This window comes from Methylobacter sp. BBA5.1 (assembly GCF_000746145.1).
Lineage (GTDB): Bacteria > Pseudomonadota > Gammaproteobacteria > Methylococcales > Methylomonadaceae > Methylobacter > Methylobacter marinus.
Genome location: NZ_JQKS01000002.1, coordinates 164637 through 179896, shown reverse-complemented (window position 1 = coordinate 179896; position 15260 = coordinate 164637). Strand labels below are relative to the sequence as shown.

At 57.3% G+C, this 15260-nt stretch carries 14 protein-coding genes; 6 read left to right on the top strand and 8 right to left on the bottom strand.

Features of this window, described 5'->3' with window-relative positions:
• Nucleotides 1-89: 89 nt before the first annotated feature.
• Nucleotides 90-965, bottom strand: coding sequence for a DMT family transporter (locus tag EK22_RS01865; protein ID WP_036247482.1), 876 nt, complete (start codon nucleotides 963-965; stop codon nucleotides 90-92).
• A gap of 70 nt (nucleotides 966-1035) precedes the next feature.
• Here EK22_RS01865 and EK22_RS01860 point away from each other — a divergent pair, with 70 nt between their 5' ends.
• Nucleotides 1036-1230: a hypothetical protein gene (locus EK22_RS01860; protein ID WP_036247479.1), complete on the top strand. Its 195-nt coding sequence runs from the start codon at nucleotides 1036-1038 to the stop codon at nucleotides 1228-1230.
• An 11-nt stretch (nucleotides 1231-1241) separates the two neighbouring features.
• The gene (locus tag EK22_RS01855) at nucleotides 1242-1883 is read left to right on the top strand and encodes a class I SAM-dependent methyltransferase (RefSeq protein WP_036247476.1); all 642 of its coding nucleotides are present in this window, start codon (nucleotides 1242-1244) and stop codon (nucleotides 1881-1883) included.
• 214 nt (nucleotides 1884-2097) lie between these two features.
• Here the strand turns inward: EK22_RS01855 and EK22_RS01850 are convergent, their stop codons facing one another.
• The 7 genes from EK22_RS01850 to EK22_RS01820 all read right to left on the bottom strand — a co-directional run bounded on the left by EK22_RS01850 (nucleotide 2098) and on the right by EK22_RS01820 (nucleotide 10916).
• Nucleotides 2098-2967 carry a universal stress protein gene (locus tag EK22_RS01850; protein ID WP_036247474.1) on the bottom strand — a complete coding sequence of 290 codons (870 nt, stop codon included), beginning with the start codon at nucleotides 2965-2967 and terminating at the stop codon, nucleotides 2098-2100.
• Nucleotides 2967-4460 carry a SulP family inorganic anion transporter gene (locus tag EK22_RS01845; protein ID WP_036247472.1) on the bottom strand — a complete coding sequence of 498 codons (1494 nt, stop codon included), beginning with the start codon at nucleotides 4458-4460 and terminating at the stop codon, nucleotides 2967-2969. The genes EK22_RS01850 and EK22_RS01845 overlap by 1 nt, the downstream gene beginning before the upstream one ends.
• A 142-nt stretch (nucleotides 4461-4602) precedes the next feature.
• Entirely contained in the window at nucleotides 4603-5121 is a 519-nt protein-coding gene (locus EK22_RS01840; RefSeq protein WP_036247470.1) for a hypothetical protein, read from the bottom strand.
• Nucleotides 5122-5626: 505 nt separating this feature from the next.
• The gene (locus tag EK22_RS01835) at nucleotides 5627-8242 is read right to left on the bottom strand and encodes an MMPL family transporter (RefSeq protein WP_036247468.1); all 2616 of its coding nucleotides are present in this window, start codon (nucleotides 8240-8242) and stop codon (nucleotides 5627-5629) included.
• A gap of 5 nt (nucleotides 8243-8247) precedes the next feature.
• A complete protein-coding gene (locus tag EK22_RS01830; RefSeq protein WP_020158585.1) occupies nucleotides 8248-8685 on the bottom strand; it encodes a MarR family winged helix-turn-helix transcriptional regulator in 438 nt (145 codons plus the stop codon).
• A gap of 205 nt (nucleotides 8686-8890) precedes the next feature.
• Complete coding sequence (locus tag EK22_RS01825) at nucleotides 8891-10258, bottom strand: TrkH family potassium uptake protein (protein ID WP_020158584.1); 1368 nt, start codon at nucleotides 10256-10258, stop codon at nucleotides 8891-8893.
• Between the two features lie 4 nt (nucleotides 10259-10262).
• The gene (locus EK22_RS01820; protein WP_020158583.1) at nucleotides 10263-10916 is read right to left on the bottom strand and encodes a potassium channel family protein; all 654 of its coding nucleotides are present in this window, start codon (nucleotides 10914-10916) and stop codon (nucleotides 10263-10265) included.
• A gap of 197 nt (nucleotides 10917-11113) precedes the next feature.
• On the opposite strand from EK22_RS01820, the gene EK22_RS01815 reads away from it, so the two are divergent.
• The 4 genes from EK22_RS01815 (at nucleotide 11114) to cysT (ending at nucleotide 15253) form a co-directional block, all read left to right on the top strand.
• Nucleotides 11114-11293: a YezD family protein gene (locus EK22_RS01815; RefSeq protein WP_020158582.1), complete on the top strand. Its 180-nt coding sequence runs from the start codon at nucleotides 11114-11116 to the stop codon at nucleotides 11291-11293.
• 101 nt (nucleotides 11294-11394) lie between these two features.
• Complete coding sequence (locus tag EK22_RS01810; RefSeq protein ID WP_036247466.1) at nucleotides 11395-12867, top strand: alginate export family protein; 1473 nt, start codon at nucleotides 11395-11397, stop codon at nucleotides 12865-12867.
• A 192-nt stretch (nucleotides 12868-13059) separates the two neighbouring features.
• Entirely contained in the window at nucleotides 13060-14064 is a 1005-nt protein-coding gene (locus tag EK22_RS01805) for a sulfate ABC transporter substrate-binding protein (protein WP_036247463.1), read from the top strand.
• Nucleotides 14065-14425: 361 nt separating this feature from the next.
• Complete coding sequence (gene cysT / locus EK22_RS01800; RefSeq protein WP_036247460.1) at nucleotides 14426-15253, top strand: sulfate ABC transporter permease subunit CysT; 828 nt, start codon at nucleotides 14426-14428, stop codon at nucleotides 15251-15253.
• Nucleotides 15254-15260 lie beyond the last annotated feature (7 nt).

Below are 15260 nucleotides of genomic sequence, written 5' to 3'. Positions count from 1 at the left end.
TTGATACCCGTTCTGGTTCGGTGCGTTAAACGATTTTTTGACACCTGAAAGCCCGAATCATTCACAGGCAATTTTCAGGCCGGAGCAGGTCAATTGACCTGCAGCACCAGCAGGCTTCCCGCGATCATGACCAGGCTCGCCGCCAGTCTGCGCAGCAGATCCGGCTCGTTGAAGATCCGGTAGCCGAGGAAGACCTGCAGCAGCATGCCGAGCTGAAACAAGGCCAGCGTATAGGCAATCAGCATTTGCGACATCAGCACCAGCGTCAGGTATTGCATGACGAATACTGTCAGGCCGACGGCCGTGATCGGCAGGACATGCGGCTGCGAATTCCTGATGTTGTCCGCCAGCCGTTCCGTGGTCAGGAACCTGTTGGCCAAAAGGATCAGCGGCAATCCGAACAATGACCAGAAGATCAGCGTCTCCAGCGGGCCGGAATGCTCGAGCGAGCCTTTCAGAAAAATCGTGCCGATCGAAAACAGCAAAATGGACAGGAACCGGGCCTGCACGCCGCGATCGCGCCATAGCCGGGCGAACCGGTCCTGCGCCGTGCCGGCCGACGGCGGCAGCAGCAGGAAGCTGCCGGCGACGATAATCAGGATGCCGGCAAAGCCTTGCGCGGTCGGCACCTCGCCCAGAAAAACGAGCGCCAGCAGCATGGATATGATGACTTTGTAGGCATTGAGCGGACCGAACACCGACAGGTCGGTTTTGGACAGGGACATCACCAGAAACATCCAGCCGCCGACATCGAACAGGGACGCCAGCAGCACATTGATCCAGAACGACGGAGTCAGATGGGAAAATGCGGCGCTGAAAAGGAATGGCAGAGAGAGAAGCGCCAGCACGGCATAGGTGGTGGCGACGATGTAAAAGGGATGCAGGCCGTGATGCGACAGCTGTTTCTGAAAGACGTTGGACACCGACGACAGCACCAGCCGGCCGAAAACGAAAAAAATTTCCAAAAGCGGTTTTCCTTATGCATGAATCTTGAATGACGCAGGGGGGGCGCATTCTAATAGGCATTGGCGCGAAATGGAAGTGATTGGATTGCGCTTCGACAGGATTGAGCTGACCCAGAGCAAGCGATACAGTGAAGCGCATCGCCCGCGGGAGAGTGATATGATCGACATCAAGAAACGGGTGGCGGACAAACAGGGGCGCATCCGCCGCAGCCTGAAGGACTGGCCGCTGAAAATGACGCATAATGCCCCCCGAACCACTGTTTAGGAGCATAAACCATGCATTGTCCACTGTGCCGGCACGACTGCAGCGTTTTTTATCATCAGGATGCGCGCCGCGCCTATCACCAATGCAACCGCTGCCGGCTGGTTTTCGTGCCGCCGCAGTATCGCCTGTCGCCGGAGGCGGAGAAGGCGTACTACGATCTGCACAGGAACGATCCGCGCGACGCCGGCTACCGCCGCTTCCTGTCGCGGCTCTTCATCCCGATGTGCGAGCGGGTGCCGGCGCCGGCGACAGGTCTGGACTTCGGCAGCGGTCCGGGGCCGACGCTGTCGCTGATGTTTAGCGAGGCGGGCTACGACATGGCCATCTACGATCCCTACTATGCCGCCGACACAGCGGTACTGCGCCGGCGCTACGATTTCATTACCGCCAGCGAAGTGGCGGAGCATCTGTTCATACCCGGCGAGACCCTGACCACACTGCTGGCGCTGCTGCGGCCGGGCGGCTGGCTGGGGTTGATGACGAAAATGGTCATCGACCAGGCGGCCTTCAGCCGCTGGCACTACAAACAGGACCCCACCCATGTGTGCTTTTTCTCGCGCGAGACCTTTATCTGGTGGGCGAGTCAGACAGGGTGTCAGGTCGATTTTGTTGGTAACGATGTGATTTTGTTGCAGAAATCTTGGTCGGGATGACGGAACATGGCTGTAATTCGCATCATTTCTTCAACCGCCAAACGACAGGGGCCTGACGGTTGTTTCGGTAACATTTTGCCCAACGGTTCACCCTCGGCCAATGGTTTCCCGGTAAACCGTCGCGCACCGGACACAGGGCGGACACGCAGGTCCGCCCCTACGGTTCATTCCGAAATAGGAATGGACCGGCCGTACGAACAACCGACCGCGAACCTTACCTGAGCAACAACAGCGGCTTTTTGCTGTTCAGCAGCATTCTGGTCGTAAAACTGCCCAGCAGCAGGTCGTGGAGGCGGGTATGGCTGAACGCGCCCATGACCGTCATGTCGAGGTCATGGGTCTCCTGGTACTCGAACAGCACCTGATCGGGCTTGCCGGTCAGTTTCTTGGCGATGACTTCGATATCGCCGGCCTGCCTGAGCTTGTTGGCGACCAGATCGAGCAGTTGCCCCTTGCCGTTCTCGTCCTTGCTGACGTACACCAGATGGCAGACCATGCCTTTGTACAAGGGGCTGGTCGCGACCATGTCGACGGCTTTCTCGGCCGCCTTGCTCCCGTCATAGGCGAGCATGATGCGCCGCGGCGCCTTGAATGCCTGGTTGACGACCAGGATCGGCTTATGCAGCGAGCGGATGATGGACTCGAGCTTGGCGCCGATCTTGTCCGGCTGGTTCTCGTGCACTTTGCCGCGCAGGCCGATGACCAGCACGCGCATGCTGTCCTCGAGTTCGATCAGCGACTCGACCAGGCTGCCGTGGCGCTGATTGGTCAGGGGCTCGGCGATGCCGGCCCGCATGACACGCTCCCTGGCCGTCTGCAGCAGCAGCTTGCCTTGTTGCAGCCGTAACTTGCTGCGCTGCTGCTCGAGGCTGATGATCTCCTCCAGCAGATGATCGCGGCTGTCCAGGCCGATGTTGCCGGACAGATCCGAGGTCGGCGCCGTCTCGGGATGATGATCGATCGTATGCAGCAGCTTCAGCGGCGCATCGACGCGCTGTGCGATCCAGGCCGCGTAATCGCAGACCGACTCAGTGAGCGCCGAACCGTCGATGCATGCCAAAACCCTGTTGCTATCAGTATTCATTAATGACCTCCCATGATTTTTTCTATTTCTTCGGGTTTATCGTAGATGCCGAAGCGGTCGATGATTGTCGTGCTGGCTTCGTTCAGACCGATCATTTCCACGTCCGCGCCTTCGCGCCGGAATTTAATGACCACCTTGTCCAGCGCCGAGACCGCAGAGATATCCCAAAAATGCGCGCGGTGCAAATCGATCACGACCTTGTCGACGGCTTCCTTGAAGTCGAATGCCGCACAGAATTTGTCGGCCGAGTTGAAGAACACCTGGCCGATCACATGGTAGGTGCGTGTATGGCTCTCTTCGTCCAGATCCGAATCGACATACATGAAGTGGCTGATCTTGTTGGCGAAGAACAAGGACGCCAGCAGCACGCCGACGAACACGCCGGCCGCCAGGTTATGGGTCCAGACCACGACAATCACGGTCGCCACCATGACGATGTTGGTGGACAGGGGGTGTTCCTTCAGGTTGATGATGGAACGCCAGCTGAAGGTGCCGATCGAGACCATGATCATGACCGACACCAGCGCCGCCATCGGTATCAGTGATATCCAGGCATCCAGGAACACCACCATGATCAGCAGGAAGGTGCCCGCCGTCAGCGTCGACAAACGCCCGCGTCCGCCGGATTTGATATTGATCACGGACTGGCCGATCATCGCGCAGCCGGCCATGCCGCCCAAAAGCCCCGCGCCGATATTGGCCAGGCCCTGGCCCTTGCACTCGCGGTTCTTGTCGCTGGGCGTGTCGGTCAGATCGTCGACGATGGTCGCGGTCATCAGCGACTCCAGCAGGCCGACCATGGCGAGTCCGGCCGAATAAGGGAAAACGATCTGCAGGGTTTCCAGCGTCAGCGGCACCTCGGGCCACAAAAACACCGGCAGGGCATCAGGCAGCTGGCCCATGTCGCCGACCGTGCGGATGTCCAGGTTCAGATAGATGGCGACACCGGTCAAAACGACAATGCAGACCAGCGGCGAAGGCACCGACTTGCCGATCGCCGGAATGTACGGAAACAGATAAATGATCGCCAGGCCCGCCGCCGTCATGGCGTAGACGTGCCAGGTGACGTGGGTCAATTCCGGCAGCTGCGCCATAAAGATCAGGATCGCCAGGGCATTGACGAAACCGGTCACAACCGAGCGCGAGACAAAACTCATCAGGCTGCCGACTTTCAGGTAGCCACCGATGATTTGCAGGACACCGGTCAGCAGGGTTGCCGCCAGTAAGTATTGCAGGCCGTGCTCCCTGACCAGGGTCACCATCAGCAGCGCCATCGCGCCGGTCGCGGCCGAGATCATGCCGGGCCGGCCGCCGACGAAGGCGGTGATGACCGCGATGCAGAACGAGGCGTAGAGTCCGACCTTGGGGTCCACGCCGGCAATGATGGAAAAGGCGATGGCCTCGGGGATCAGCGCCAGTGCGACGACAGTACCGGCCAGCAGATCGCCGCGGATGTTACCCAGCCAGTCCTGTTTTTTCGATAAAAAGAGCATAGTGTTCCTGTCTATACAAAAGGGTTGACGGCCCGTGCCGTCGTTTGATGAATGAGTGTAAGAGCAATAGTATGAAGACTAAGGTGGGTAGTGTTTATGGTTCATGATGGGGTTTGAAAGTGGTTGGGAAACAGGTTGGCAATTACAGCGTCAGCCAGAACAGCAGCAAAGCGGTGCCGGCGGTATAAGCCGCGATCAGTTTTATTTTTTGGTTCCGGGGCCGTGCGCGCCAGTGGCGGGCTTTACGTCTTTTATAGCGCAGCCAGGCCGCCAGTCGGTTTCTTTTTGAGCGGCGATACAGGCGCGGCCAGGCGCGATAGAAGCGATACAGTCCATATATCATGACGACCAGCACCGTATTGACGATGATGGTTTCGCTGGCGTGGTGCCCGGTATTCAGAAGGAGCTCCAGAACTGACTCGACAAATTCTTCGATGGCCTCGATAAACAGATGCAGCAATTCGAAAATAAAGTGCAGGACTTCAATAACGAACTCCAGTATCTCGTCGAGCAGCAAGATCACGATAAACAGCAGCGCAAACTGCCGCGCGATCCGGATCAGCATTTGCCGGTCGGTTTCATAATGCTGATCCGGTGGCCGGGTGATCGCTTGTTTACGGAACAAGCGGGCTGTCTTGTCAAGCAGGCTGGATAGTTTCAAGGGCGTAGACTGGTTTTTGCAATGCACGCCTGTTCAGGCGATGCCGGTTATCGAGCTGTGATGACTAAGGTTTTAACAACCTGATGTGGGATGTAAATAACAAGTCATTAATATAGTAAGTGGCGGGTATTATATGACGATGACTGTTATTTTGTCACCCCGCGCGAAGGTCCTGGCAATCAACGGCAGCCGTCCAGCCGTAGGATACGCAGGGCTGTCCCTGTTTTCCACGGTTCGCCGCCCGACTTTATACCGACTCTGAAAAACCTTTATAAATCAACGATGTCGCTGCATGGCAACAACATCGGTTTTATTGGGTTTTATGGCTTATGTAAACTGAGTAATAGGATGTGCCGACGCCAGGAGGCGCACTTGTGCCCTTTAGGGTATCGTTCGCGAGCGATGCGCTTCACTGCGCCGCCTGGAATATCTGCTTCTGATCGGCACATCCCGTGCGGGATTCCAATTTCAGGACGTTATTTTTAGCCAGATCCTATTCCCGCGCTTATTTTCTATAACTCAAAGCCGGCAATACCAGCAGGCTGCAAATAATCGTCAGGGCGATGCCGATGGACAGCAATAGCCCCATGCTCGCCGTTCCCAGATGGGAGTTAAAGGCCAGGCTGCTGAAGCTGCACAAAGTCGTCAAGGCGCTGAAAAACACGCCGCGCGCGGAACTCGATTGCAGCAGATCGACGGCATCGCTTTGCGGATGCTGCAGCCGGTGCACCATGTGGATGCCGCTGTCGACGCCCATGCCCAGCAGCAACGGCAGGACGATGATATTGGCGAAATTGAACGGATTGTTCAGCAGCACATTGCAGGCGGCGGTCAGCAGGGCCGCGAGCAGTAGCGGCGTAATGATCAGCAGCGTCGATTTCAGGCTGCGCGTCATCGCCAACAGCAGCAGGATGATCAGGGCCAGGGCGCTGGCAAAAGCCTGAATAAAGGCGTCCACAATCGCCTGGCCGGATGTCACGTCGCCGACCGGCAAGCCGAATATCGAGGAGTGGGTCGCCATGGTTTCATTGACGAAGGTCTTGAGATGCTGCGGATTGTTAAGATCTTGTTTCGGCATGACCAGTACACGGTACAAACCATTGTCGCTGACCCACTGGGAGCGGACGGCATCCGGCAGGTCGTCCAGGCCGATGCCCGACGCCGTCAGGCCGTCGCGCAGCATCAGCATGGTATGGGGCAGCAGTCTGAACAGGCTGTGTTCCAGCGCGGCATAAGCGGCGGCAGGATTATCCCGGCTGTCGGCGTGCTGGATGAAGGCCTGCACATTCTGATGCATTCCGGCGAGCAGTTCGGGCGAAACGCGCGGCGTCGGCTGGGCGGCGGCCTGCTGCAGGGCATGGTCCAGCTTGACCAGCGCGGCGCGCACGTCGGACGGCTCCGGCGCGCGCTCGAACCGGTCGAGCTGACCTGGCATGATCAGGTTCAGATTGTCGATAATCTCGAGCTTTTCATCCTGCTGTTCAGGCACCAGATTGCTCAGGGTGACCGCTTCGTGCACGCTCGGCAACCGGGCAAATTCGGCGGCCAGGCGGTCGGCCTGCGTCAGGTTGTCGGTCAGCGCGGAGACGGCAAAAGGCGAGTCGGTTTTTGATTGCAGCAGTTTCTTGAAGGCGACCACGGACTGGGTGTTGGGATCGCGCAGGTTGATCGGATTGGTATCGAACGTCACTTGCGTGAGCGTGAAGCTGGCCAGGATGGCAACGACCAGGGCGCCGAGGCGGATGGCCCGGGCATGGCGGAACGGGAATCCATAGACCCAGCCCGGCAGCGTGGCGCCATCTTTTGCCGGCCATGCCTTGATCGGCATGACTTTCAGTATTGCCGGCAGCAGGCTCAGCGAAACGGCCAGACCGATGAACATGCCGCCCCCGGCGATGACGCCCAGTTCCGATACGCCCTTGAAATCGGTGGGGATAAACGCAAAAAAACCGATGGCCGTCGTCAATGCACACAAGAATAGCGACGGCCCCACCGTATGCATGCTTTCCAGGATGGCTTCATCGGCGGCCAGGCCCTGCCGGCGGCATTCCTGGTAATGCAGGCATAAATGCGTGGCGAAATCGACGCCCAGGCCGATATAAAGCACCGCAAAAGACACGGATATCAGATTGAGATGGCCGACCGTCAGGGTCGCGAAGCCGGCCGTCAGCACCAGGCCGCCGATCAATGCCACGAAGGTCGCGAACAACAGCCGGAAAGAACGCAGGCCCAGCCAAAGCATGAGACAGACCAGCAGCAGCGAGATGGCGCCTGATACGATCATGCCCTGATTGACGCTTTCCATTTCCTCATGCTCCAGGGCGACTTCGCCGGTGAAGCTCAGGCTGACGCCCGGGTGCTCATGGGCCATCTCGGCGGCCAGTCCCCGCAGGTAGTTCATCGGCTTTCCGGCCGGCAACAGTTCGTCAAAATCCATATGCGGCTTGGCGATGATCAGGCGCCGGGTCTGATCGCGGCCAAAGTTTTCCTCGGTTAGCAGTCGCTGCCAGGAAACATAATGCGGCTGGCCCGCCTTGACCGCGACCAGCGCCCGGTCGATCGCGCCCAGCAGCGGATCGAGCGGCAGGGACTGCTCCTGCTGTTTGTCTTCCAGCGCCAGCGACAGGATGTCGGTCAGGCCGGCCACATGGTAATTCTTGGACAGATAGCCGATAAAAGGCTGGGCGTCGACGAGTTTGTCGGACAGATTTTCCAGCGCATCGAGGCCCAGGTACAAAAAGCCCTGCCGTCGGAAAAAGGGATTGTCCTCCGGAATATAGGCCGACTGGAACAGCGCGGACTGGGTTTGCAGGCGCTTGTTCACAGCCTCGGCGGCCATGGCCGTCTGTTCCGGCGTGGTTGATTCGACGACCACGATAATGGACGCGGCATCCTGCGGAAACGCCTGCTCCAGTTTCATCCTGACCTGCACGAACGGCAAATCCGGCGCCAACAGTTCCGAGGTGTTGGTATTAATGCTCAGGTTGCGGACCGTATAGGTGAGGCTGGCGCCGCTGAGAATGATGCACAGCAGCAGGATCAGCCAGGGAAAGCGCAGAGGCAGAGCGGCCAGAAATTGAAACGGCCGATTGTTTATCGATGGAGCGGTAGAGGAAACCATGAAATTTAATCCTTCTTATCGACCGGCTTGGTTGACAGCCCGGTCTTAATACGTTCAAGCAGTGCGGTCATCTGTTTTTGTTCTTGCCGGGTCAGCGTGCCAAGCACTTCCGCTTCCACGGCGTCGGCGATTTTCCACAGTTTCTGCATAATGGGTTGTGCTTTGGGCATGAGTTCCAGGCGGTAGGCGCGCCGGTCTTCGTTGTCCTTGTTGCGACGGACCAGGCCCGAGTCCTCGAGCAGGTCGATCTGCCGGGCCAGGGTAATGGGCTTGATTTCCAGGGTTTCCGCCAGGTCGATTTGCCGGCAGTTTTCATTTTCGGACAAATGCACCAGGGCTCGCCATTGGGCGTGGGTGAAACCGATCGGTTCGGCGGCTTTGTTAAAACGTTGACGGATAACGTGACTGATTTCGTAACTCAGAAATCCAAATTTTGAATGCATAAATAGAAAGCTAAGAACAAACTTACCAGGCCAGATCCGAGACATAGAAAGCGGTAAGTATAATAAGGGGCGGGTACTATATCAAAACTCACGAGTTCCGGCAATCCATGTCATGGCATGCGCTATGAAATAGTTGATGCTACCCGGATCCTCGCTCCCGTCGCGGACAGGGTAAAGGCATACCGGCTTTGCCGGCCCTGACTTTTCAGCCCACCTGAATATCCACGCTCGGATAGCGGACCCGCCGTTTTTGGGGCGTGGCGATGACATAGGTCACCGTCAACGGCCCCAGGCGTCCGAGAAACATCAAACTCATGACCAGCCACTGGCCGGCCGCCGACAGTTCGCCGGTCAGGCCTCGCGACAGGCCGACCGTGCTGAGCGCCGACACGACCTCGAACAGGATGTCGAGCAGCGGAGCGCCTTCCAGCGCCGACAGCGTCAGCGTGCCGACAAACACCAGCATCAGCGAGATGACGCTGACCGAGAATGCTTTCATGACCACATTGCGCGGCACCGACCGGCGCAGCATCGTGACATCGTCGCTTCGGCCCAGAAACGCGTAGGTGGTCATGAACATGACGATAAACGTGCCCAGCTTGATGCCGCCGGCCGTGCTCATCGAGCCGCCGCCGATGAACATCAGCAGGATCGTCAGCAGCGCCGTCGGATCGGTCAGCGACTCGACGGGCACGGTATTGAAGCCGGCCGTGCGCGGCGTGACGGCCTGAAACCAGGCCGCAGTCAATTGATCGGCCAGCGGCAGGTTTGCGATCGTGCCGGGGTTATGGCGCTCGAAAAGCCAGATCAGCAGCCAGGCGGCCAGGTTGATGATCACCGTGGAGCCCAGTATCAGTTTCGTATACGGCTGCCATCGTTTCCAGCCGCGGCGGGTGTGCCACAGGTCCTGCAGCACGACAAACCCGAGTCCGCCGATGATGAACAGAAATGTGATGATCAGGTTGACCTGCAAATGCCCGGCGTAGGGCATTAAATTGTCGGCGGACAGCGCAAAGCCGGCGTTATTGAAAGCCGAAAGCGCATAGAAAAAGGCATGATAAGCGGCGCGCGCCCATCCCAGCTCGCCGCTCCAGATCAAGGTCAGCAGTACAATGGCGGTACTCTCGACCGTGAGCGCGAAATAAATCACGGCGCGCGCCACTTCGCGGATCTTGTCCAGGCTGGTCTGGTTGAACGCCTCCAGCGCCAGCAATTGATGCCTGACGCCGATTTTTTTGCCTATGCTCAGGATGGTCAGCACCGAAAAAGTCATGAAGCCCAGGCCGCCGGCCTGAATCAGCAGCGCGATGACGGTTTGCCCGAATACCGTATAACGTGTGCCGGTATCGACCACGACCAGGCCGGTCACCGTCACGGCCGAGGTGGATGTGAACAGCGCTTCCAGCCAGGTGACAGGTTCGGTCGAGGAGAACGGCAGTTTGAGCAGGCTTGCGCCGAGCACGATCAGCAACAGATAGCCGGACGTCAGAAGGGCCGGGGGGCTGACTTTCAGGACCCGGCTTTTGAACGAGGATTGGCCTTTTTCGAAGCGGCTGACGAGCTGGTCCACCATTGCGCTATACGAATCTGGCCGCGAGCTTCATCAGCGACGTTCTGTTACCGGCCAGAACCACGGTGTCGTTCGCTTCGATCACGAACTGCGCGGCGGGACACGGAATCAACTGCTCGCGCCGTTTCACCAGTATGCCGAACACGTCGTCCTTGACGCTTTCCAGCAGCTCGGCCAGCGCAGTGCCGGCCAATCCGGCGGTCACCTTGACCTCGACGACATATTGCCTGTTGCCCAGCGCCATGTATTCGCGGATCATCGGATAAGCCAGCGCCTGGGCAGTGCGTGTGCCCATTTCCTCTTCCGGATGAATGATGCGGTTGACGCCCAGCCGGCTTAGGATCAGGTGATGCGCCTGGGTCGTCGCCTTGACCCAGATGTTCTCGATGCCCATGTTTTTCAGATGCACAACGCAGATCAGGCTCGCCTGCATGTTTTCGCCGATCGCCACGATAACGGCATCGTAATCGATCGGGTTTAGCTCCCTTAAGGCATGGTCATCCGTCACATCGGCAATGGCGGTGTAAGTCAGCGAATCCGACAGCATCTCGATGACGCGCCTGTCGCTGTCGATGCCGACGACATCATGCCCCATCTTTACCAACTGAAGCGCCAGGGTCGTGCCGAACCGCCCCAGGCCTATCACTGCGTATTGCGCCATAAATAATCCCGTTAGTTATTAAAGTCTATTTATCGCCGAGAGACGAAGGACGACCCGGTCTATAGCTTTAAATTCTAAAAAACAGATATAGAAATCTAATCTTATCGTTTTTAAGAAACAAAGGCGTCTATTACTATTAACTCAGACACACCGTTCAATCATTCATTCAAACCGCAAACACCATAAGAGGCACGGACATGGCGGCCAACAGCGAGAACAGTAATCTGAAAAAACAGCGTGCGGCGGAAATCTCAAGCCGGATCAGGCACATGCTGGAGGATATCCGCTTCGGCTCGATTGAAATCGTCATTCACGACGGCAAGGTCGTGCAGATCGAGCGCCGGGAAAAACTCAGGCCCGGCGTGTTGGACAACTAGCCCGGCAACCGCTACCGGACCACCGGAGATCAATTAAAAAACAAAAAACAGCGAGGGACCGGACAACCGGAAATGGCTGTGTATTCAAGGGGGAACAAAATATGGCTATTTTCAGAAAAACCGCCTGGGCGCTGGCGGTCGGCGGTTGGTTGATCAGTCCGGCTCAGCATGCCGCCGAGAAGTCGGACCAGGAGGCTTCCAGTTATTACGTGGAACCCGGCAGCTACGGCACCAGGCGGGAAACCGATCCGCCTGAGTATGTGCGCAATTTGAGTAAAACCGGCATCAAGGGCACCGAAGACATGACCTGGCTGAATGTCGGCCTGGATTACCGGATGCGCTACGAGCGCCGCGACGACGACCTGCGCCGCCCGGTCAGCAGCGGCCTGGACGAGCCGGTTTTGCTGCGTACCCGCGCTTATCTGGGCGTCAAGGATATTCTGGACCCGCTCCGGTTCGTGGCCGAATTCGAGGATGCGCGCGTTTATAACAGCCGATTTCCTCGCTCTAACCGGGAAGTCAACGAATTCGAACTGATCCAGGGCTATGGGGAACTCCATTTCAAAGACGCGCTGGGCTACGATGACCGGGGCAATGCCCGGCCTGCCTTTATCAGGGCCGGTCGGATGGCGTTCGAATTTCTGGATCGGCGTCTGATCGGGCTCAACCGCTGGCGCAACACCACCAACAATTTCCAGGGCTTTCGCGCCAGTATCGGACAGGACGCCAATGACTGGGCGGTCGATTTGCTGGCGCTGCAGCCTTTGACCCGGCTGATGACCGATTTCGACAAGCCGAACCAGGACCAATGGTTCTCGTCTATCATCGGCCACTGGCGCGGCTGGTCCGATATCGTCACGATCGAACCTTATTACATGGCGCTCAGGCAAGACGCTAGTGCCGCGAACAACAACCAGGCCCGCGATATTCATGGCACGGGTTTGCGCCTGTACGGCTGGGTCGGCGACACCGGCATCAATTACGACTTCAGCGGCATGTATCAATTCGGCCGCGACAGTGGACGGCAGCATGACGCCTACCTGGTGACCTCGGAAGTCGGCTATACCTTCAAGGCGCACCCCTGGAAACCCAGAATCAGCGCCTTTTATGGCCATGTCAGCGGCGACCGGGATCCCAACGACAACAAGAACAACCGGTTCGAACGTTTTTTCGGCTTCGCCAGACCCTGGTCATCGGATGATTACATGGTGCCGGAAAACCTGATCGCGCCTAAGATCAGAATCGAATTCGAACCGATCAAGGGGCTAAAAATAGACAGTGGTTACAGCGCCTTCTGGCTGGACAGCAAGACCGACCGTTTCAGGAATTTGTTGGACGGTTCAAGTTTCAACCGCGACCGGACCGGCCAAAGCGGCGACTTTTTAGGCCACGGCCTCGATATCCGCGCCCGCTGCCACCTGACGCGTTTTATCGCCGCCAACGTCGGCTACACCCATTACACGTTCGGCGATTTCACTCGCGCCCGGCAGGAAGCGGCCAACGGCAGCAGTTCGGATGATTCGGATTTTGTCTATGTCGAACTGAGCTTCAATGCCTTCGATATTTTTAAATGACACACGGGGCTAAGCACGATGAACCCGTCGAGATCGCCTCCCCGGCAGATTTATCTAAAAATTAGATAATAAATTCGAATTATATCGTTTCTATTATTAACCCGGCTTTCGTACCATTTGCGCCAATGGGCAAGTGCCCCGAAAAGCCGTCTCAAAAACCTTTTACTATCTCTTTACCTACAAGGATCTACCATGAGCACAAAAACAGGACTGAAAACCGGTTTGCTGGCGGCGAGCCTCCTGATCAGCGGCGCGGCCCTCGCCGACCGGACTCTGCTGAATGTTTCCTACGACCCGACCAGGGAACTCTACAAGGAATTCAACCAGGCATTTATCCAGCATTGGAAGGAAAAAACCGGCGAAGACGTGCATATCCAGCAATCCCACGGCGGCGCGGGCAAACAGGCGCGGGCCGTGATCGACGGCCTGGAAGCCGACGTGCTGACGCTGGCCATTACTTATGACATCGACAAGATCGCCGCGAACGCCAAACTGCTGACCAAGGACTGGCAAAAGCGTCTGCCCAATAACAGCATTCCGTACACCTCAACCATGGTTTTCCTGGTGCGCAAAGGCAATCCGAAAGGCATCAGGAACTGGGATGACCTGGTGAAGGAAGGCGTCTCGGTCATCACGCCCAACCCCAAGACCTCCGGCGGCGCCCGTTATAACTATCTGGCGGCTTGGGCATTCGCCGAGAAAACCTACGGCGGGAAGGATGCCGCCAAGGATTTCGTCAGGAAACTGTATAAGAACGTGCCGGTGCTGGATTCCGGGGCTAGAGGCTCCACCACCACCTTTTTGCAGCGCGGCATCGGCGATGTGCTGCTGACCTGGGAAAACGAGGCCTATCTGGCGCTTAAGGAACTGGGCCAGGGCGAAGTGGAAATCGTCGTGCCGCCGGTCAGCATTCTGGCCGAAACGCCGGTTACGGTCGTCGACAAGGTCGTCGATAAAAACGGCACACGCGATCTGGCCGAAGCTTATTTGAATTTCCTTTACTCGCCGACCGGCCAGAAACTGGCGGCCAGGCATTTTTACCGTCCGATCGATCCGAAAGTCGTCGATGCCGCGGACCTGGCCAATTTTCCTGAACTGGAACGCGTGACCGTGGACCAGGCATTCGGCGGCTGGGCGAACGTACAAAAAGAGCATTTCGATGACAAGGCCATCTTCGATCAGATCTATGCGCCCTGAAGGCATTGATTAATCACGAAGAACACGAACGACGGCATATTGTAGGGTACGCATTGCGTACGAGGCTGTGAAAGAATTAGTGAAAAACGTCATAAAAAAGCTTAATTCACCACGAAGATCACGAAGGACACGAAGTAAAAATTAAGTTAATCAATAGCTTAAAACTTCGTGCTCTTCGTGTCCTTCGTGGTTAAATCCTTTAAATTGAATACTTTCACAGTCTCGTACCATTTCGAGCACATAAAAAGATTTAGAAAGGTACGCGGTGCGTACCCTACAAGGCCTCGTGAACTTCGTGGTTAGTCATCATTTGGAACGATACCCGTGTTTATGCTCACCACCACTAAAGGCGTAAAAATCCATGAGCCAAAGCAATATCATGCCGGGCTTTCGCCCGACCCTAGCCTTCACCCTGTTCTATCTGGGGCTGGTCGTTTTAATCCCCCTAAGCACGCTGGTGTTCAAAAGTTTCCAGCTGAGCTGGGAGGACTATCTGTCCGTCATCACCAACGACCGCGTGGTCGCCTCCTTCCGCGTCAGCTTCGTGACCTCGCTGGCGGCCGCCGCCGTCGCCAGCCTGTTCGGCTTTATTATTGCCTGGGTCTTGGTGCGCTATCCGTTTCCGGGCAAGCGCCTGTTCGATGCGCTGATCGATTTGCCGTTCGCCTTGCCGACGGCGGTCGCGGGCATCGTGCTGGCGGCGATATACCAGCCCAATGGCTACATCGGCACATTATTGACGGATATGTTCGGCTTGCAGGTCGCCTATAAGCCCTTAGGCATCGTCGTGGCGCTGATCTTCATCAGCCTGCCGTTCGTCGTGCGCACGGTCGAACCGGTGCTGCAGGAATTCGACTCCACCATGGAAGAGGCGGCATCCAGTCTCGGCGCCACCCGGCGGCAGGTGTTTGTCCGGATTATCCTGCCCAATCTGCTGCCCGCTTCGCTGACCGGCTTTGCGCTGGCCTTCGCGCGCAGCGTCGGCGAATACGGCTCGGTTATTTTTATCGCCGGCAATCTGCCCTATGTCTCCGAAATCGTGCCGTTGATGATCATCACCAAACTGGAGCAGTACGAATATGCCGGCGCCACGGCGATCGCCCTGACCATGCTGGTCATCTCATTTCTGCTGTTGCTGGTGATCAACCTGCTGCAATTGTGGGTGCGCAAGCGCTCCGGACAACTCTAGGAGAATA

What these genes read in the sequence shown, in the direction of transcription:
- EK22_RS01860 (WP_036247479.1), top strand. Translation starts at nt 1,036, where the DNA reads ATGGAAGTGATTGGATTGCGCTTCGACAGGATTGAGCTGACCCAGAGC.
- EK22_RS01855 (WP_036247476.1), top strand. Translation starts at nt 1,242, where the DNA reads ATGCATTGTCCACTGTGCCGGCACGACTGCAGCGTTTTTTATCATCAG.
- EK22_RS01850 (WP_036247474.1), bottom strand. Translation starts at nt 2,967, where the DNA reads ATGAATACTGATAGCAACAGGGTTTTGGCATGCATCGACGGTTCGGCG.
- EK22_RS01845 (WP_036247472.1), bottom strand. Translation starts at nt 4,460, where the DNA reads ATGCTCTTTTTATCGAAAAAACAGGACTGGCTGGGTAACATCCGCGGC.
- EK22_RS01835 (WP_036247468.1), bottom strand. Translation starts at nt 8,242, where the DNA reads ATGGTTTCCTCTACCGCTCCATCGATAAACAATCGGCCGTTTCAATTT.
- EK22_RS01830 (WP_020158585.1), bottom strand. Translation starts at nt 8,685, where the DNA reads ATGCATTCAAAATTTGGATTTCTGAGTTACGAAATCAGTCACGTTATC.
- EK22_RS01825 (WP_020158584.1), bottom strand. Translation starts at nt 10,258, where the DNA reads ATGGTGGACCAGCTCGTCAGCCGCTTCGAAAAAGGCCAATCCTCGTTC.
- EK22_RS01820 (WP_020158583.1), bottom strand. Translation starts at nt 10,916, where the DNA reads ATGGCGCAATACGCAGTGATAGGCCTGGGGCGGTTCGGCACGACCCTG.
- EK22_RS01815 (WP_020158582.1), top strand. Translation starts at nt 11,114, where the DNA reads ATGGCGGCCAACAGCGAGAACAGTAATCTGAAAAAACAGCGTGCGGCG.
- EK22_RS01810 (WP_036247466.1), top strand. Translation starts at nt 11,395, where the DNA reads ATGGCTATTTTCAGAAAAACCGCCTGGGCGCTGGCGGTCGGCGGTTGG.
- EK22_RS01805 (WP_036247463.1), top strand. Translation starts at nt 13,060, where the DNA reads ATGAGCACAAAAACAGGACTGAAAACCGGTTTGCTGGCGGCGAGCCTC.
- cysT (WP_036247460.1), top strand. Translation starts at nt 14,426, where the DNA reads ATGAGCCAAAGCAATATCATGCCGGGCTTTCGCCCGACCCTAGCCTTC.